Here is a 16,296-nt window from a genome sequence, read left to right on the forward strand (position 1 = left end):
CCCGGCTGGCCCGTGCCGGCAGGCTCAGGATGCTCCAGCGCGTCGCCGCTGACCGTCCGATCGCGCGCGTCACCGCCAACGAGTCTCCTGGGGATCCCAGCGCTTCCCGTCCACCAGTGAAGCCATCGCCGGTTCCACGAACGCAGCGACGAGGTCGACCAGGTCGCGCACTCGACTGGAAGGGCCGGAGGCGTAGACCGTCTCGGTGGCGGCGATCTTGTCGGCAATGTGGTCGACGATCGGGTAGAGGCGGACCTGGGCCGGTGCCAGCCCGTCGATGTCGATGCCGGACAAGCGCGCGGCGATCTCCGGCTCGACGGTCATCATCGAGCCGGTGATCAGGTCGATGTGGAACTGCTCGACCTTCTTGACCCCGCAGTACACGAGCACCGGGACCCGGGATCCGGTCACCTCCGGCTGCCCTTCGGAGGCTGAGGTTCGCTTCGGCCGTCCCAGCTCGAAGCGCAGATGATCCCCGAGGTCGATACTGAGACGAGCCGACAGGTCGGCATGCGCCGCATCAGGATCGTTGATCTCGTGGAGCAGGTCGACGTCCTTGCTGTAGCGGGCGCGGTGCACCCGGATCAGCAGTGCGGTACCGCCCTTGAGTACCCAGTGACCGTCCGGGCCATGAAAGACCCTGGCGAGCAGCCGGTCGTAGACGAACCTCCGGAGGATCTCGGCTTTCTTCGCGCCGGTCTGTCGCGCCTCGCGCCCCGCCCGGACTCCGACGCTGGCCCAGAACGCGCGATCCGAGGGGTAGCTGACGTCACTGGCCATCGCCATCCACCCTCCGCTGGAGATCCTGGGCCAGCTCCGCAGCTCGCAGCGCCTCTACCGAGGACGCGTACGCCGTCGTCACGCGCTCCAGTTCCGAGATCAGCTTCTTGATCTGCAGTGCCCCCATAGGTGGCAAGTTCAGCTCCGAGAGCACCTCCAGGCCACGGAGGTGGTCCAGGATCTGCCCCGCGAAGTCGGGGGCCGGAGTGGACTGATGGGCCATCGCACTGGAGAGCCACACATCGGCGACCGCCGGGGACATCCCATGGGGCCGCCGCTCGACGAGCACCCGCAGGCGCTCCGGGTCGAGGTCCGAACGCGCAGCCGCCGCATCAACGAGGTCGCGCACATGCGAGGGGTCGTGCCTCCGGGTCAGGATCAGGTCGGCGATCGTCCGCGTCGGGGTCGTCATCGGTAGCCCCGCAAGGAAGACGAGATCCTGCGCCGGGACCGTGCCGCGGTGAACGCGAAGGCCCTCGCGTGAGGCCTGGTAGCGGCGCGGGAGTGTGAACTCGTGAACATCGGCCGGCAGATCCCCGAGCTGGAGTAGCTCGGCCGCACTGGTGTGGCTCACCACGCCGGCTTCGGTGGGCTCCCGTAGGCGCTCGGCAGCCATCCGGGTCGGCTCCAAACTCAGCCATGACGCCCTGATCGGTGTGTACTCGTCGACGGCGGCCGAGACCGCGTAGACCCCGTGCGTCGGTCGTTCGAGCAGTCCGTCGTCGACCATCCGGGTCAGGCGCGCGCGAGGGATCCTGCGCTGAACGGCCTGGGCAGTGGTGAACATCCCCCACTGCTCGGCGGCCAGCTCCAGGACGTCCGCGACAGACCTAGGCATGCTGTGAACGTTACACCCCGAGTGAAACATCCGCAGCATGACCGCGGTGTCCCCGCGGTCACGGCTCGGTCGACCAGGAAGGTCGGATGGCGTCCATCGTTACCCACAGCAGTGCCCTGGGGGGACCGCTCAGCGAGCCGCACGCACAACCCTCACGGTCAGGCCAGCGCCGCCAGCTCGGCCACCGAGTCGTACCGGCGCACCGAGCCGTCGGCGTCCTGCACCTGCACCGTGAACGCCGGCACCGCCACGTCGACGGTCAGCACCGCCGTGTCGGCCCCGTTCCGCCAGGTCAGCTCCAGCTGCGACGGGCCGGTCTGCCGGGCGGCGAACTCCCCGGCGAACGCCGGGTGCCGCGACCGGAGGCCGACCAGCCCGAGCTGGGCCCGGGTGACCTCGCCGTCGAGCGCCGCGGCCAGCTCGGCCGGGTCGTAGACGTGCCGGTTCACCTCGCGGCCCTGACCGGTGGCGGCGTACCGGGCCATGTCGTTGGTCCCGGCGAGCAGGCCGACGTAGTAGAGCTGCGGCCGCCCGGGCACGAACAGCTGCACGCACCGGGCCAGCAGGTAGGCGGTGGCGTCCTCGCCGAGCACGGAGAAGAACGTCGAGTTGATCTGGTGCGGCAGGGCGGCCCAGGCCACCTGCGCCGACGCCTGTGCCGACTGTCCGCCGGTCAGCTGCGCGGCCCGGTCGAAGATCGCGGCCATCTCGGCCTGGTCCAGCAGCCCCGGCCGCTGCCCGGACGGGCCCGCGTCGATCACGCCGATCCCGTCGTGGGTGTCGAGCACGGTCACGGCGTTCGCCGGCCGGATGTCCAGCCAGTGTGCGAGCCGGCCGGCCTCGCCGGTGTCCAGCGCGTGCAGCAGCAGCGGCGGCAGGGCGAAGTCGTAGACCAGGTCGACCAGCGGGGCGATCGCGGCCTGCTGGGTGTGGTGGGCGTGCACCTCCACCAGGACGGTCAGCCCTTCGGCCCGGGCCAGCGCGGTGATCTCCCGCACGAACTCCAGGGTGTGCTCGGTCATGAACGAGTCGGTGCCCGGCGTCTTCACCGCGTAGCCGACCGCGTCCAGCCGCACGGTGGACACCCCGCCCTCGTGCAGGGTGCGCAGGATGCGGCGCAGGTAGTCCTGGGCGGCCGGGTGGTGCACGTCCAGGTCGATCTGGGACGGCATGAACGTGGTCCACACCAGCCGCCGCTCGCCGTCGGCCCGCTGGTAGGGGGTGAACGGCAGGCCGAGCCGCGGCCGGTAGAAGGAGGTGATGTCCGCCTCGCGGGCCCCATCCGGGAACACGGTGTCGAAAGTGAGGAACATCCCGTCCGACGGCGACTCGGCGCCCCGGGCCAGCCAGTCGGTGAACTCGGCCGAGTCGGCGGAGACGTGGTTGACGATCAGGTCCGCGGTGACCTGCACCCCCGCGTCCGCAAGCGCCCGGATGTCCGCCCAACTGCCCAGGCGGGGGTCCACCGTGGCGTGGTCCACCGGGTCGAAGCCGGCGTCGGCCCCATCGAAGGGCACGAAGAACGGCAGCAGGTGGATCCCGCTGAACACCGACAGCGGACCGTCGGCGAGCAGCTCGCGGATCCCGGCCAGGTCGCCGCCCAGTCGCTCGGTGTAGGCCAGCAGATGCACTCCCTGGTCCATGCCCGTCCTCCTCATGCTCCGCCCCGCACCGTTCGTACCAGATCCGCCACCCCACCGGCCGGCGAGGTCAGTACCGGCACCGCCGACTCCGCCAGACCCGCGGCCTCCGCCATCGACGCCTGGGCCAGCACCACCACATCCGCCTCGGCGGCGGCCCGGGTCACCGCCGCCGCGACCAGCCGGTCCGCCAGCGCGGTGTCCCCGGCGGCGCGGGCCTGCGCGGCACCCTCCACCACCTCGGCCAGCACCTGCGGCGGGTGCGCGCCCACCGTCCGGCCGATCAGCCGCCCGGTGGGTCCCAGGGTCGACGCCAGCGTGGCCAGCACGGCGATCCGGCCGCGGGCGCCGGGTGCGGTGGCGAGCGCGACCGCCTCCCGGGCCATCGCCTCGTCCACCCGGATCACCGGCACCGGCACGGACCCGGCGGCGGCGTCGGTGGCGTCGCCGAGCGAGGAGCAGGTCACCAGCACAGCGTCCGCCCCGGCCTCGACCAGGTGCCGCAGGTGCCCGGCCACCCCCGCCTCGATCCGCGCCTGCTCACCCCCGGCGATCGCCGCCTCCAGCAGCCAGCCGTCCACCACGTGCAGCCGCCGCAGCCCGGGCGCCGCGGCCGCGAGATCGGCGTCGAACCGGGCGGCCAGCGCCGGGACGGTGTGCAGCAGCCCGACGGTCCCGGTCACGCCGCGGTCCACGGCCTGGCCTCGGCGTCCACCACGTCGACCAGCCGCTGCAACCGGGGCACGGACACCTCGGCCAGCGCGGCGGGCACATCGGGCCGGCCGACCACGTCGCTCCACAGCGCCCGCCCGGCCAGGAACCCGCTGGCCCCGCCCCGGCAGGCCGCCCGGACCGCACCGAGGAAGTCCTCCGGCTGCACGCCCTGGGACAGCACCACCCACGGGCCGGTGATCGCCTCGCCCAGCCGCGCGCACTCCCGCTCCAGCTCGGCCGCGGGTGCCCGGCCGCCGAGTGGCACCTGCACCTTGTACAGGTCTGGCCCGATCGGCGACAGTTCGCGGGCGGCCTCGATGATCGCCTCCTCCTGGTTCCAGGTCCCGGCGGCCAGCTCGGCCTCGGTGGCGCGGACCACGGGCTCCAGCACGGAGAGCACCCCGCGCTCGGCGGCGGTGCGGATGAACTCCCGGGCCAGTTCGACCCGCTGTGCGCGGCGCTCGTCCCGGCGCCAGATCACCAGCAGCTTGATCGCGACCGCACCGTGCAGGTCGCCGTCGGGCGCGACGACCGCCTGGTCCAGCCCGGTCTCCTGCACCGGGCCGCCCGGCTCCTGCTCCAGGTCGTCCGCGGCCAGGATCAGACCGCAGGACGGCGGCAGCAGCGCGGCGGCGGCATCGACGCCGTACACATGGTCGATCAGGAAGCCGGAGGCCAGCGGGCTGAGCGCCCGGGCCACGTCCAGCTTGAAGGCGATCATCGTTTCATCGGGGACCCGGCCGGCACCGGCCTGGTCGAACATGGTGCGCAGGCTCTCCCGCTGGTCCATCGCCACCATGGCGAGTGCACCGGAGGGCCGGGCGATGGCGTCCAGGGTGGGTCGGGCGGAGCTGGTCACGGGGGGCCTCCAGGTCTGGGTGTGCGACGCTGCCGGACTCAGTTTGTCCGATGTCGAACATTCTGGTCAATCATGTTCGACGATTGACAACCGGAGGCGGTGACCGTTGGATGGCTCCCGTGCGTTACTCCTCCGCCCCGCAGCGCCGCGACGAGCTGCTGCGCCGCCTGCGGGAGGCCGGGTACGTCTCGTCCAGCACCGCGGCGGCCGAGCTCGGCGTCTCCGAGATGACGATCCGCCGCGACCTCGGCCAGCTCGCCGCCGAAGGGCTGGCCCGGCGGGTGGTCGGCGGCGCGAGCCTGGTGGACGCCGGCACCGCCCCACCCTTCGACCTGCGCCGGGGCGAGGCCACCCGGGAGAAGGACGCGATCGCCCGTGCCGCCCTGCCGCTGCTGGCCGGCGCCGAGGTGGTCGCCCTGGACGCCGGCACCACGGTCGCCGCACTGGCCCGGCTGCTACCGGACGGCCTGACCGTGATCACGCACTCGCTGCCGGTGCTCGCCGCCTGCACCGAGCGGCCCGATCTGGAGGTGGTCGGCCTCGGCGGCACCTACCACCGGGCCACCCGGTCCTTCGCCGGACCCAGCACCCGCGCCGCCCTCGCCGACCTGGCGATCGGCACCGCGGTACTGTCCGCCACCGCCGCCGGGCCGTCCGGCGTCTGCTCCGCGGACGAGTGGGACGCCGACACCAAGCGCGCCATGGTGGCCGTCGCGGACCGGATCGTGCTGCTGCTCGACCACCGCAAGCTGGCCGCCCGGGCACCGCTGCGGGTGCTCGGCCTGGACCAGGCGGACGCGGTGGTGGTGGACGATCAGGCCACCGACGACCAGCTCGCCATGCTGCGCGACCACTGCCCCCGGGTGGTGGTGGCCGGCACCGGCGACCGGGCCGCCCCGCAGCCGGCGACCGCGAGCGCACGGTCATGACCGGTCCCCGGCTGGGCGTGATCGCGGACGACCTGACCGGCGCCTGCGACCTGGCCGATGCCGTGCGCGATGCCGGCGGACGCGCGGTGGTGATGCTCGGCGTCCCGGAACCCGGCCTGCGCCTGCCGCCCTGCGACTGTGCCGTCGTCGCCCTGCGCACCCGCACCGCCCCGGCCGACATCGCGGTCGCGGAGTCGGTCGCGGCCGCCCGGCACCTGCTGGCCGCCGGGGCGGGCACGCTCTACCAGAAGTACTGCTCCACCTTCGACTCCACCGATGACGGCACGATCGGACCGGTCGCCGACGCGCTGCGCACCCTGGTCGGCGACGGCAGCCCGGCACCGTCGATCGGCACCCCCGCCACCCCGCGGGCCGGGCGCACGCAGTACCAGGGCCACCTGTTCGTCGGCGACCGGCTGCTGTCCGAGTCCCCGCTCCGGCACCACCCGCTCACCCCGATGCACGACCCCGACCTGATCCGGGTGCTCGGCCGCCAGACCGCCCACCCGGTGGCACTGCTGCCCTGGGCCGTGCTGCACACCGCCGACCCGGCCCGGGCGCTCGCCGACCTACTGGACACCGGCGCGGCCCACGTCCTGGCGGACGCGCTCACCGATGACGACCTGGACCGCCTCGCCGCCGCCCTGCCCACCGACCGGCCCGTCCTGCTCGGCGGCGCCGCCGGATTCGCCGCCGCCCTGGCCCGCCGGTGGACGCCGGACCGGACCAACGAGCCGCCGACCCACGCCGCCGACCCCGGCACCAGCCGCGCGCTGATCATCTCCGGCAGCTGTTCGGCCCGGACCCGGGAGCAGATTGCCCACTTCGACGGACCACGCCTGGACTTGGACGCCGTGGCCCTGGCCGAGGGACGTCTCACCGTCGACGACCTGGTCGATCGGTTGGCCGACCACTACCGGCACGGCACCGGCCCGGTCCTGGTGTCCTCCTCCGCCGACCCGGACACTGTGCGCGGCACCCAGGACCGGCTCGGCCGTGACCGCGCCGCCCAGCTCCTCGAACGGGCCGCCGGGCAGCTCGCCGCCCGCGCCGTGCAGGACCTCGGCGTCCGGCGGCTGCTGGTCGCCGGTGGCGAGACCTCCGGTGCGGTGGTCGGTGCCCTCGGCCTCGGCGTGCTCCAGGTCGGGCCCGCTGCCGCGCCCGGCGTGCCGTGGATGATCCCGGCCGAGGGCCCGCCGATCCGCCTGCTGCTCAAGTCCGGCAACTTCGGCGACCCGGAGCTGTTCCGCACCGCCTGGGAGGTGTGCCCATGACCGGCCCCGCCGAACCCCCGGCCGTGACCGCGGCACGACTCGCCGTGGTCGACGCCTGCCGGCACCTCGCGGATCGCGGCCTGTCCCCCGGCGGCTCCGGCAACCTCAGCCTGCGCGTCGGCGACTGGCTGCTGGTCACGCCCACCGGGTCCAGCCTCAGCCGGGTCCGGCCGGAGGAGCTCGCGCTGGTCCCGGTCGAGGCGGGCGCCCCCAGCCCGGCGTCGGCACCCGTGCCCTCCAAGGAGGTGCCGCTGCACCGCGCCGTCCTCGCCGCCCGCCCGACGGCCACCGCCGTGGTGCACCTGCACTCCCCCGCCGCCGTCGCCGCCTCCTGCCTGGACCCTGCCCGGCTGCCGCAGGAGACCGCGACCGGCCCGCTGCCCGCGATCACGCCCTACCAGGTGATGCGGCTCGGCGAACTCCCGGTCGCCCCGTTCGCCCTGCCCGGCTCCGACGACCTGGCCGAGTCCGTCCGCTCGCTCGCCACCACCGCGCCCGCGCTGCTGCTGGCCAACCACGGCTCGGTGGTCGCCGGGACCAGCCTGGCCGCCGCGGTGGACCTGGCGGAGGAACTGGAGGCCGCCGCCCAGGTCGTGCTCCTGCTCGCCGGACTGCCACACCGCCGCCTGACTGCCGCCCAGGTCGCCGCGCTCCGCGCCCGCTGACCCCCGGCCCGATCCGGGCCTGCCGGGGGATGGTGCCCGGCGGGGAGCAGTCGGTAATGTGGCAACGTTCCTACATCCCGCCCACAGTCGTGCGGAGGGTGCCATCCGCGCCCGCCGGAGGAGAGCCGTGCATCGTCACCTGACCGACCTGACCGCCCGGATCGACCGGACCCTGCGCGAGCGCATCCTGCCGGCGGTGCACACGCACCGGACGCCGGTGGAGGTGACCGTCGCGCACCTGCCGGGTGAGCCGGTGCCGTTCGCCGAGGCGGTCCGGCTGCCGTTCGTGCCGACCGCGGTGGGCGAGCCCTGGGGCCGGGCGTGGTCCACCAGCTGGTTCCGGATGCGGGCAACCGTCCCGCCGGAGCTGGCCGGTCGCCGGGTGGAGCTGCTGGTCGACCTGGGGTTCCGCACCGGCGGCCCAGGGTTCGAGGCCGAAGGGCTGGTGTACACCCCGGACGGCGTCCCGCTGAAGGGGATCGAGCCGCGCAACCTGTACGTGCCGATCACCGCGAGCGCGACCGGCGGCGAGCAGGTGGACCTGTACGTCGAGGCCGCCGCCAACCCGACCATCGGCGGCAGCCCGACCACCGACCTCGGCGACCTGGCCACCGTCCCGGACACGCCGCTGTACCGGCTGGCCCGGGCCGAGATCGCCGTGCTGGAGGAGGAGGTGCAGGCGCTGGCGATCGACACCCAGGTGCTGCACGAGCTCGCGCTCCAGCTGCCGGAGAACGACCCGCGCCGCGAGCAGATCCGGGTCGCCCTGGAGCGGATGGTCGACGACCTGGACGTGCGGGACATCCCGGGCTGCGCCGCCCGCGCCCGCGCCCTGCTCGCTCCGCTGCTGGCCGCCCCAGCGGTGACCGGAGCGCACCGGATCTCGGCGGTCGGGCACGCGCACATCGACTCGGCGTGGCTGTGGCCGGTGCGGGAGACCATCCGCAAGTGCGCGCGGACGTTCGCCAATGTGACCGCCCTCGCCGAGGACTACCCGGAGCTGCGGTTCGCCTGCTCGTCGGCGCAGCAGTACGCCTGGACCCAGCAGCACCACCCGCAGGTCTTCGACCGGATCCGCCAGAAGGTCGCGAGCGGCCAGTTCGTGCCGGTCGGAGGGATGTGGGTGGAGTCGGACACCAACCTGCCCGGCGGTGAGGCGCTGGTCCGGCAGTTCGTGCAGGGCAAGCGGTTCTTCGCCCGGGAGTTCGGCGTCGAGCCGCGCGAGGTGTGGCTGCCGGACTCGTTCGGCTACACCGGTGCGCTGCCGCAGTTGGCCCGGCTGGCCGGCTTCCGCTGGTTCCTGTCGCAGAAGATGTCCTGGAACACCACCAACCGGTTCCCGCACCACACGTTCTGGTGGGAGGGGATCGACGGCAGCCGGGTGTTCACCCACTTCCCGCCGGCGGAGACCTACAGCGCCAAACTGTCCGGCGAGCAACTGGCCTTCGGGGTGGCGAACTTCGCCGACGCGGGACCGGCCAACCGCAGCCTGCTCCCGTTCGGCTACGGCGACGGGGGCGGCGGCCCGACCCGGGAGATGCTGGAGACCGCCCGGCGGGTGGCCGACCTGGCCGGTTCGCCGCGGGTGGCGATCGAGACCCCGGCCGAGTTTTTCGCCGCCGCGCAGGAGGAGTACCCGCAGGCGCCGGTGTGGTCCGGGGAGATGTACCTGGAGTTCCACCGCGGCACCTACACCAGTCAGCTCGCGATGAAGCAGGGCAATCGCCGCACCGAACACCTGCTGCGCGAGGCCGAGCTGTGGACCGCGACCGCCGCCGTCCGGGCCGGATCGGGATTCGACTACCCCTACCAGCAGCTGGACCGGATCTGGCAGGAGATGCTGCTGCTGCAGTTCCACGACATCCTGCCCGGCTCGTCGATCGCCTGGGTGCACCGGGAGGCCCGGGAGACCTACGCCCGGCTGGCGGCCGAGCTGGAGGAACTGATCGCCACCGCGCTGGCCGCCGCGGCCGGCACCGGCGACCGCGAGCTGGTCGCCAACGCCACCCCGCACGAGGTGGACGGCGCTCCGGCACTGACCATCGCGGCCGACGCCGGGCCGGTCGCCGCACCGGTCACGGTGTCCCACCAGGACGGCGCCGTGGTCCTGGACAACGGGCTGCTGCGGGTCCGGATCGACGCGGACGGCACGCTCGGCGCGGTGCACGACCTGGTCGCCGACCGGGAGGTGCTGGCGCCCGGGTCGAGCGCGAACCTGCTGCAGCTGCACCCCGACCTGCCGGTGCGCTTCGACGCCTGGGATGTGGACGAGTTCTACCGGCACCGGGTGCGGGACCTGCGCTCGGTGCAGGACCTGACCGTCGACACCGTCGATCCGGCCCGGCCGGTGGTCCGGGTGACCCGGGTGGACGGCGACTCGACCTACCGGCAGTCGATCACGCTGGCGGCCGGCGAGCGGCGGGTGGACCTGACCCTGGACGTCGACTGGCACGAGCGCGAGACGCTGTGCAAGGTCGCCTTCCCGCTGGCCCTGCACGCCGACCGGTCCAGCGCGGAGACCCAGTTCGGTCACGTGCACCGGGCCACCCACACCAACACCTCCTGGGACGCCGCCCGGTTCGAGATCTGCGCGCACCGCTGGCTGCACGTCGCCGAACCCGGCTACGGCGTCGCGGTGGTGAACGACTCCACCTACGGCCACGACGTCACCCGGCCCGGCCCCGGCGATGCCCGTGCGGCCGGGGCGACCACGGTGCGGCTGTCGCTGGTCCGGGCGCCGCGCTACCCCGACCCGGAGACCGACCAGGGCCGGCACACGATGCGCTACGCCCTGGTGTGCGGGGCGGGCATCGACGACGCGGTGCGCGAGGGCTACCGGATCAACCTGCCCCGCCGCCGGCTGCACGGCGACGGCCCGGTCCAGCCGCTGGTGTCCGTGGACGGTGGCGGCGCGGTGGTCGAGGCGGTCAAGCTGGCCGACGACCGGTCCGGCGATGTGGTGGTCCGGCTGTACGAGTCGCTCGGCGGTCGCGGCCGGGCCCGGGTCCGCCCCGGGTTCACGGTCGCCGGTGCCGACGTGGTGGACCTGCTGGAGCGGCCCGACCCGGAGATCGCCGCCCTCGCCCCGTGCGTCACGGCCGAGGACGCGTCCGTCCTGGTGGACCTGTCGCCGTTCCAGGTGGTCACGCTCCGCCTGCGCCGCGCCTGACGCCCCGCCCGCCCGCCACGTCCGTGCAGGTCAGCGAACGTGGCGGGCCGGTGGCGGGTCGGTGGCGGGTACCTGGCGACCCGGTGGCGTGGGGCCGCGGGGCGATCCCGCCTACCGTCCTCGGCATGAACACCACCCGCATCGCCGAACTCCGCCGGGCCCGGGGTTGGACCCAGGAGCGGCTCGCCGCGACCAGCACCGTGGCCGTCCGCACCATCCAGCGCCTGGAGGCCGGTGCCGACGCGTCCCTGGAGACCCTGTCCCTGCTCGCCGACGCCCTGGGCGTCACGGTGTCCGAGCTGTTCGACTCGGTCGAGGACGAGCGGTTCGCGGACTCGGTGCGCGACCTGGACGAGCGCACCGCCGGGCAGCGGGCCGCCCGCAAGCGGGTCGAGGACGGCTGGGAGCACCTGTTCAACGGGGTCGGCGTGATCATCTCGATCGTCGCGACGATCCTGCTGGTCACCCGGGTGACCGGCTGGGCGGTGCTGCTGGTGCCCGGGATCTACTGGGCCGGCATCCGGATGCTGTTCGAGTCCGCCAAGGCGACCTGGCTCGACCCGCGCCTGGATGCCCGGTTCCCGCTCACCGCCCCGCGTCTGGGCTGAGCCGCCCGGCCAGCACCCGGTCCAGCGCCTCATCCAGCAGCCGCCACCCCTCGGGCCCGACCAGCCAGCGTGCCGCACCGTGCGAGCCCAGGAACACCGTCGTCCGTGCCGCCGGTGCCGGGCTGCCGTCCGCGACCGCCGCACCGGCCGCCAGTTCGCACAGCACCGGGTGCATGGTCGGCTCCGGCGCGCGGGCCAGCACCCGGGCGTCCGGCACCGGCTGGCACCAAGTCATCGCGCCCGGCCCACGGTGCACCACCGGCGCCGACCCGTCGTCGAGCGTGAGCCGTTCCAGCCCGAGCAGCACCCCGCTGTCGGTCGCCACCCCGAGGGTCAGCAACCGTCCGTAGGCCAGCACCGGCACCGCGGCCTGCGCCACCGCTGCCGCCGCCTCGGCCGTCGCGGTCGGGGTCAGCACCACCAGATCGGCGGCGTGCTCGTCGCCCGGCGTCCAGGTCGCGCAGAGCCGGACGGCCAGGCCGCGCCCGCGCAGCCACTCGGCGGTGGCGCGATCGCCGTCGGTCGGCTGGTCGCCGGCGATCAGCACCGCCCGGCGGCGGGTGCGCTCCTCATCCAGCGCAGCGTCGTCGCCAGGGTCGCCCTCGCGCACGCTCAGCACCGCCCGCACGAACGCCGTCACCTCGCTCCGGAACACATCCGGGTAGTCCAGCTCCACCACGCCCAGCGCCGCCGCGGCCGCAGCCCGCAGCGCCGGGTCCTCGGGCCGTTCCAGCACCCGGCAGGCCGCCAGCCCCGCGACCCCGGCGTGCACCCCGGCGGCCAGCAGCGGTCGTAGCCCGTCCACCAGCGGGTGCCGGACCGCCCCGGCCTCCCCGGCGGCCAGCCCACGCATCCGCTCCGTGACGGCCGCCCGGGCGTCCGGGTCGCCGGCCAGCGCCCGGTCCATCGCGGCGGAGAGCTCCGGGTCACGCGGCGCGGACGGCGGCCAGGACGAGCAGGCCCGGACCACCGGCGCCACCAACCCCGCATGCTCCCCCGCGACGGTGGCCAGAGCCTCGGCGGCCGCCTGTGCCGGGTCGTAGCCGGCAGGGTCGTGCGCCCACCGGCCGACGCTCGCCAGCGCCAGCCGGGTGGGCACCGCCTCGATCATCCCGTTGGCCACGATCGCGTCCAGCGGCAGATCGGCGACGGTGCCCGGACGTCCGAGCAGCGGGCCGAGGAACAACCGGGTCCGGTCGAAGTCGTTGACCGGGAAGTTGTCCCACAGCACCAGCCGGCGACCGTAGGACTCGGCGGCGCTGAGCACGTCCTCGCGGGTGATGTCGCCGACCACGACGTCCCGGCCGGTCCAGATCACCCGGGCGTCCGCGGGCAGCGTGCGCGCCAGTCCGTCGCGGTAGTCGGAGCGCTCACAACCGGCGTAGTCGGTGGGGCAGACGGTCATCGGGTGGGTCAGGCCGTGCGGGGTGAGGAAGTCGTCCCGGAACCTGCGCGCCACCTCGCCGTGGGCGCGCCCGGCACCGCGCGGCCCGTCGCCGAACACCGCGGCGTCGGCCGGGTCGGACAGCCGGTCCGGGATGTCATCGAACAGCAGCCAGACGTCGGCGACCCCGGCGGTCCACACCTGCTCGGCCTTCTGGACCAGGCTGGCGTACTCGGCGTCGTCGGCGTAGCGCATCGACAACCCGGGCGCGATGGACCAGACGAAGCGCACCCCGCGGTCGGCGGCCCGGGCGGCCAGCTCGGCCAGCCGGGCCAGCGCGTCCGCCGGGTACGGCTCCCGCCAGCGTTCCCGGTGCCAGGGGTCGTCCTTCGGGGCGTAGAGGTAGGTGTCCAACCCGAGACCGGGGAAGGCGTCGAGCAGGGACAACCGCTCCTCGTGACTCCAGGGCGGGCCGTAGAAGCCCTCGACGACTCCGGCGGACAGGGCTGACGACGCGGACTGCGGCACGGCGGTGTGCGACATGGATCGATCTCCCGGGCTCGATATGGGATCGATTGCAGAGTAGCATCGGCCGAGCCAGACCGACCCGCGCGATGATGCACGAGGAGCAGCATGAGCAGGCCACGACCCACCACCGGCGCACCGATGTCGAACGCCCCGGCCGGCACCCAGCCCCGGGACCTCCCCGCGACCCCCCGCCCGCACGCCACCCCGGACCGGACCATCCACATGATCGGGAACTCGCACATCGACCTCGTCTGGCTCTGGCCCTGGCAGGAGGCGTACCAGGAGGCCCGCGCGACGTTCTGGTCCGCCATCCACCGGATGGACGAGTACCCGGACTTCGTGTTCACCTGCGACCAGATGGCACTGCTGGACTGGGTCGAGGAGCAGGACCCGGAGCTGTTCGCCCGGATCACCGCGCGGGTCGCGGAGGGCCGCTGGGTGAACGTCGGCGGCTGGTGGTGCGAGCCGGACTGCAACATGCCGATGGGCGAGTCCTTCGCCCGCCAGGGCCTGTACGGCCAGCGCTACCTGATCTCCCGGTTCGGCACCCCCGCCACCGTCGGGATGAACGCCGACCCGTTCGGGCACGCGGCCAGCCTGCCGACCGTGCTGCGCGGCCACGGCCTGGACTCCTACCTGTTCCTGCGCCCCGGCCCGCACGAGAGCGAACTGGAGCAGAAGACGCTGTTCCGCTGGCGCGCCCCGGACGGCTCGGAGGTGCTCGGCTACCGGATCCCGTTCGAGTACTGCTCGCCGTCGGGGTCGGTGGACGGCCAGGTGGACAAGGCGCTCGGCACCCTGGACCGGACCCTGGGCGACGTGATGGTGCTCTACGGCGTCGGCAACCACGGTGGCGGCCCGACGATCGCGAACATCGAGTCGATCCACCGCTACGACCGGATGGGCTCCTTCGGCCGGCTGCAGATGTCCTCGCCGCGGGCCTACATCGACTCGGTGCACGCCCGCGGGCCGGAGTTCCTGGAGTCCCTGAACGTCTGGACCGACGACCTGCAGCACCACGCCCCCGGCTGCTACTCCGCGCACTCCGGCATCAAGTCCTGGGAGCAGCGCGCGCAGTACGCCCTGCTGTCCGCCGAGCGCTGGGCCGCGGTGGCCGCGATGCACGACGGTGCGGCCTACCCGCGCGAGGACCTGGAGCGCGCCTGGAAGCAGGTGCTGCTGAACCAGTTCCACGACGTGCTGCCCGGCTCGGCGATCGAGCACGCCTACGACGACGCCCGCGACCAGCTGGGCGAGGCGACCGCGGTGGCCAAGCGGATCATCACCCGGGCGCACAACGTGCTCGCCCGGCAGATCGACATCCCGACCGAGACCGGCAGCCAGCCGATGGTGGTGTTCAACCCGCACCCCTGGCCGGTGTCCACCGACGTGGAGATGCACTACGGCTCGCACCCGGGCGAGGTGCACGTGGTCGACGACGAGGGCCGGGTGGTGGTCAGCCAGCCCACCCAGTCCCGGGCCACCACCAACCAGACCGGCCGCGGGGCGATCGTGTTCCGGGCCGAGGTCCCGGCGCTGGGCTACCGGGTCTACCGGGTGCGGATGGCCACCCAGCCGGTCCGCCCGGAGTGGAGCAGCCACGCGCCCGGCCCGCTGACCGTCTCCGAGACCGTGCTGGAGAACGACCTGGTCCGGATCGAGCTCGACCCGCGCACCGGGTGGATCCGGTCCTACCGGGACAAGCGCACCGGGCTGGACGTGATGCACGGGGTGGACGGCTCGACGCACACCCAGGTCTGCGACGACCCGACCGACACCTGGGGCCACCGGGTGGTGTCCTACGCCTGGCCCGGCGACCCGATGACCACCACCCGGATCGTGGTCCGCGAGTCCGGCCCGCTGCGCGCCCGGGTCCGGGTCGAGCGTGAGTGGGGCGCCTCCCGGATGGTGGAGGAGCTGCTGCTCGACCACGACAGCCCGGTGCTGCGGGTCGACGTCACCCTGGACTGGCGCGAGCCGGCCCGGCTGCTCAAGCTCCGGTTCCCGACCGCGCTGGCCGACCCGCGGGCGACCTACCAGATCCCCTACGCCGAGCTGGAACGCCCGGTGGACGGCGCCGAGGAGCCCGGCCAGGGCTGGGTCGACCTGACCGGCACCGTCGACGGCCGCCCGGCGGGCCTGACCGTGGTGGTGACCGACAAGCACGGCTACGACGTCTCCCCCGGCGACCAGCCGAGCATCGGGGTGACCGCGGTGCGCAGCCCGGTGTACGCCTGGCACGACCCGCGGCTGCTGGACGGCGACGACGTGTACTCCTACCAGGACCAGGGCGTGCAGCGGTTCTCCTACGAGCTGGTGGTGCACGACGGCGACCGGCACGCCGCCGACCCCACCCGCCGGGCGGCCCTGCTCGGCTCGCGGGTCCGGGCGATGCTGGAGTCCTTCCACGCCGGTGACCTGCCGCGCACCGGCTCCTTCGCCTCCGACCAGGCCGGTCCGGTCATGGTCACCGCGATCAAGGGCACCGAGGACGCCACCGACGGCACCAGCGGCACCGACCTGGTGGTGCGGGCGGTCGAGACCCGCGGCGCACCGGGCACCGCCCGGATCGACCTGCCGCTGGTCGGCCGCACGGTGCAGGCGGAGTTCGGGCCGTACCAGCTGCGGACCTTCGTGGTCCCGGCCGACCCCGCCGCCCCGGTGCGCGAGGTCGACCTGGTGGAGCGCCCGCTGCCGGAGGAGCCGGCCGACCTGCGCAGCACCCCGGCTGCCCCGGAGATCCCGGCAGCCGCGGACGGCGAGCAGAGCGACGGGGAGCCCGCACCGTCGGCGCTCACGCCCACCCAGGCCACCCCGCCCGCCGCCACCGGCCGGCCCCGGCCGACCGCGGCGCCCTCGGCGGACGACCCGGCCTGACCGGCACCACAGAGGGGGACGTCCCGGGCGG

12 protein-coding genes are annotated in these 16,296 nt (G+C 74.2%); 6 read left to right on the forward strand and 6 right to left on the reverse strand.

The features are described 5' to 3' along the window. Nucleotides 1-69: 69 nt before the first annotated feature. The 5 genes from HGA03_RS10965 to HGA03_RS10985 all read right to left on the reverse strand — a co-directional run bounded on the left by HGA03_RS10965 (nt 70) and on the right by HGA03_RS10985 (nt 4,831). Nucleotides 70-780, reverse strand: a complete 711-nt coding sequence (locus tag HGA03_RS10965; RefSeq protein ID WP_168630288.1) for a nucleotidyl transferase AbiEii/AbiGii toxin family protein — start codon at nt 778-780, stop codon at nt 70-72. Further along, complete coding sequence (locus HGA03_RS10970; RefSeq protein WP_168630289.1) at nt 770-1,618, reverse strand: type IV toxin-antitoxin system AbiEi family antitoxin domain-containing protein; 849 nt, start codon at nt 1,616-1,618, stop codon at nt 770-772. Before HGA03_RS10970 ends, HGA03_RS10965 begins: the two co-directional genes overlap by 11 nt. Nucleotides 1,619-1,776: 158 nt before the next feature. Beyond that, nucleotides 1,777-3,261, reverse strand: a complete 1,485-nt coding sequence (gene gtfA / locus HGA03_RS10975) for a sucrose phosphorylase (protein WP_168630290.1) — start codon at nt 3,259-3,261, stop codon at nt 1,777-1,779. 11 nt (nt 3,262-3,272) lie between these two features. Beyond that, nucleotides 3,273-3,941 (reverse strand): aspartate/glutamate racemase family protein, encoded by a 669-nt coding sequence (locus HGA03_RS10980; protein ID WP_168630291.1) that lies wholly within the window; start codon nt 3,939-3,941, stop codon nt 3,273-3,275. Continuing rightward, a complete protein-coding gene (locus HGA03_RS10985) occupies nt 3,938-4,831 on the reverse strand; it encodes a hypothetical protein (RefSeq protein ID WP_239073709.1) in 894 nt (297 codons plus the stop codon). The genes HGA03_RS10980 and HGA03_RS10985 overlap by 4 nt, the downstream gene beginning before the upstream one ends. 110 nt (nt 4,832-4,941) lie before the next feature. On the opposite strand from HGA03_RS10985, the gene HGA03_RS10990 reads away from it, so the two are divergent. The 5 genes from HGA03_RS10990 to HGA03_RS11010 all read left to right on the forward strand — a co-directional run bounded on the left by HGA03_RS10990 (nt 4,942) and on the right by HGA03_RS11010 (nt 11,476). After that, nucleotides 4,942-5,760 carry a DeoR/GlpR family DNA-binding transcription regulator gene (locus HGA03_RS10990; RefSeq protein WP_168630292.1) on the forward strand — a complete coding sequence of 273 codons (819 nt, stop codon included), beginning with the start codon at nt 4,942-4,944 and terminating at the stop codon, nt 5,758-5,760. Beyond that, nucleotides 5,757-7,034 (forward strand): 3-oxo-tetronate kinase, encoded by a 1,278-nt coding sequence (gene otnK / locus HGA03_RS10995; RefSeq protein ID WP_168630293.1) that lies wholly within the window; start codon nt 5,757-5,759, stop codon nt 7,032-7,034. Before HGA03_RS10990 ends, otnK begins: the two co-directional genes overlap by 4 nt. Then, a complete protein-coding gene (locus HGA03_RS11000; RefSeq protein WP_168630294.1) occupies nt 7,031-7,699 on the forward strand; it encodes a class II aldolase/adducin family protein in 669 nt (222 codons plus the stop codon). The genes otnK and HGA03_RS11000 overlap by 4 nt, the downstream gene beginning before the upstream one ends. A 127-nt stretch (nt 7,700-7,826) precedes the next feature. Then, on the forward strand, nt 7,827-10,868 hold the full coding sequence (locus tag HGA03_RS11005; protein ID WP_168630295.1) for an alpha-mannosidase: 3,042 nt from the start codon (nt 7,827-7,829) through the stop codon (nt 10,866-10,868). A gap of 125 nt (nt 10,869-10,993) precedes the next feature. Further along, nucleotides 10,994-11,476, forward strand: a complete 483-nt coding sequence (locus HGA03_RS11010) for a helix-turn-helix domain-containing protein (protein WP_168630296.1) — start codon at nt 10,994-10,996, stop codon at nt 11,474-11,476. Here the strand turns inward: HGA03_RS11010 and HGA03_RS11015 are convergent. Further along, the gene (locus tag HGA03_RS11015; protein ID WP_168630297.1) at nt 11,454-13,403 is read right to left on the reverse strand and encodes a beta-N-acetylglucosaminidase domain-containing protein; all 1,950 of its coding nucleotides are present in this window, start codon (nt 13,401-13,403) and stop codon (nt 11,454-11,456) included. The two genes, HGA03_RS11010 and HGA03_RS11015, sit on opposite strands and share 23 nt — an antisense overlap. 90 nt (nt 13,404-13,493) lie before the next feature. Here HGA03_RS11015 and HGA03_RS11020 point away from each other — a divergent pair, with 90 nt between their 5' ends. Next, nucleotides 13,494-16,265 carry an alpha-mannosidase gene (locus HGA03_RS11020; protein ID WP_168630298.1) on the forward strand — a complete coding sequence of 924 codons (2,772 nt, stop codon included), beginning with the start codon at nt 13,494-13,496 and terminating at the stop codon, nt 16,263-16,265. Nucleotides 16,266-16,296 lie beyond the last annotated feature (31 nt).

The sequence above is a fragment of the Cellulomonas denverensis genome, assembly GCF_012396125.1.
GTDB classification, from domain to species: domain Bacteria; phylum Actinomycetota; class Actinomycetes; order Actinomycetales; family Cellulomonadaceae; genus Cellulomonas; species Cellulomonas denverensis.

Bases quoted from the DNA above. Each gene is read 5' to 3' on its own strand.
- gtfA (WP_168630290.1), bottom strand. From the start codon at position 3,261: ATGGACCAGGGAGTGCATCTGCTGGCCTACACCGAGCGACTGGGCGGC.
- HGA03_RS11020 (WP_168630298.1), top strand. From the start codon at position 13,494: ATGAGCAGGCCACGACCCACCACCGGCGCACCGATGTCGAACGCCCCG.
- HGA03_RS10990 (WP_168630292.1), top strand. From the start codon at position 4,942: ATGGCTCCCGTGCGTTACTCCTCCGCCCCGCAGCGCCGCGACGAGCTG.
- HGA03_RS11000 (WP_168630294.1), top strand. From the start codon at position 7,031: ATGACCGGCCCCGCCGAACCCCCGGCCGTGACCGCGGCACGACTCGCC.
- HGA03_RS11010 (WP_168630296.1), top strand. From the start codon at position 10,994: ATGAACACCACCCGCATCGCCGAACTCCGCCGGGCCCGGGGTTGGACC.
- HGA03_RS10970 (WP_168630289.1), bottom strand. From the start codon at position 1,618: ATGCCTAGGTCTGTCGCGGACGTCCTGGAGCTGGCCGCCGAGCAGTGG.
- otnK (WP_168630293.1), top strand. From the start codon at position 5,757: ATGACCGGTCCCCGGCTGGGCGTGATCGCGGACGACCTGACCGGCGCC.
- HGA03_RS10965 (WP_168630288.1), bottom strand. From the start codon at position 780: ATGGCCAGTGACGTCAGCTACCCCTCGGATCGCGCGTTCTGGGCCAGC.
- HGA03_RS11015 (WP_168630297.1), bottom strand. From the start codon at position 13,403: ATGTCGCACACCGCCGTGCCGCAGTCCGCGTCGTCAGCCCTGTCCGCC.